The sequence below is a fragment of the Streptomyces solincola genome (genome assembly GCF_002982015.1).
In the GTDB taxonomy this organism is placed as follows: Bacteria; Actinomycetota; Actinomycetes; order Streptomycetales; family Streptomycetaceae; genus Streptomyces; species Streptomyces solincola.
Map to the genome: position 1 here is coordinate 1 of NZ_PVLV01000478.1, position 1,105 is coordinate 1,105.

The 1,105-nt window shown below is 73.0% G+C and carries 1 protein-coding gene and 1 pseudogene; both read right to left on the minus strand.

Annotation, left to right across the window (positions count from 1 at the left end):
• Positions 1–54: 54 nt before the first annotated feature.
• A complete protein-coding gene (locus C6N75_RS32290) occupies positions 55–204 on the minus strand; it encodes a hypothetical protein (protein WP_407703270.1) in 150 nt (49 codons plus the stop codon).
• A 405-nt stretch (positions 205–609) separates the two neighbouring features.
• Positions 610–939: pseudogene (locus C6N75_RS31830) on the minus strand (hypothetical protein); the annotation flags it as partial.
• Positions 940–1,105: the final 166 nt, after the last annotated feature.

The window sequence follows — 1,105 nt, forward strand, 5'->3', positions numbered from 1 at the left end:
GTCAGTAGTCGAGATCCAGGTAGTCGATGTCCTGGAACTGCACGTCCGTCAGGCTCAAGGCGCGGGTGCCGCCGTCCTGGAAGTACACGTCCTTGAACCCTCGGCGACGATGCCGCGCATCTGCTGGTCGCCGGCTCCGGCGTCGCGGGCGTCGAACAGGCGGCGGGCGTACTCGGGGGGCAGGTGGACGGTCAGGCGGCGCATCCGTCCGTCGTCGGTGGTGCCGATCGGGGCGGTGTAGCCGAAGCGGGCGGGTGGCGGCCTGGCGCCGGCGGCGGCGCCGCCTTGGCGCAGTACCGGGACCGCACCGGGACGGTGACCGTTCCCCCGGCAGCACGTCGAGCGGCTGGAGGACGGTACCGAGGTGCGGCCGAGGGTGTGGCTGTCCAATACCAAGGGCCGCCGGGCCAAGCTGAAGTCTCGCGGGCGGGTGCACCACCATCTGACAGGCCGACCGGCCTCCTGCCCCTGGGCTGCTGGGCTTGCGGGAGCCCGGCAGCCAGTAGCGGCACCGGCCGCTGAACCACGTCGCCCGGGGTGAAGGTCAGCGGCTCGCCGGGGTCCAGGATCTCCAGCCGCGGGCCCCCTTAGGGCTCCACTCTCCCGCTACCGGGCGACCCGCAGCAGCAATCTGTTCTTCCGAATGCCGAGACCGTCAGGGTCGGTGCGTCGGGCCCGTCCTGCGGGCCGCCGGCGGGCGGCTCGCTCCCGCGGGCGGCGAGGAAGGTGCGCACGCCCGCCGCCCGGGGGCGGCCGTCGACGTGCTCGTAGTCCTTCACCGCGTCGAACGGGACGAACCGTGCATCCTCGTGCTCCGTCGTCGGCGCAAAAAGCCGTCGAACGCCTCCTGCCACGCGGCGGCGTGGACCTCGGAGGTTCGTGTGAGGACCCCTTCGAGGTCCAAAGGCAGGGGCGCACGTGCGGGGAGAGGGCTGGCATCAAGCCCAGGCTGGGAACTCCGCGCGCCCGGCGCCCCCGCCCGGAGCCCCCTGTCCTCCGTGCGCATGATGCCGCTGGTTCGTCCGGCCCGGACCTCGCGTCGGGCCACGGGGTCGGTGACGGCTCCGCGTGGCCCCTTCCAGCGTTTCACCTCTTCGGGGACGAG

Excerpts from the sequence above, each read along its gene's own strand:
- C6N75_RS32290 (WP_407703270.1), bottom strand. The coding sequence starts at position 204 with ATGCGCCGCCTGACCGTCCACCTGCCCCCCGAGTACGCCCGCCGCCTG.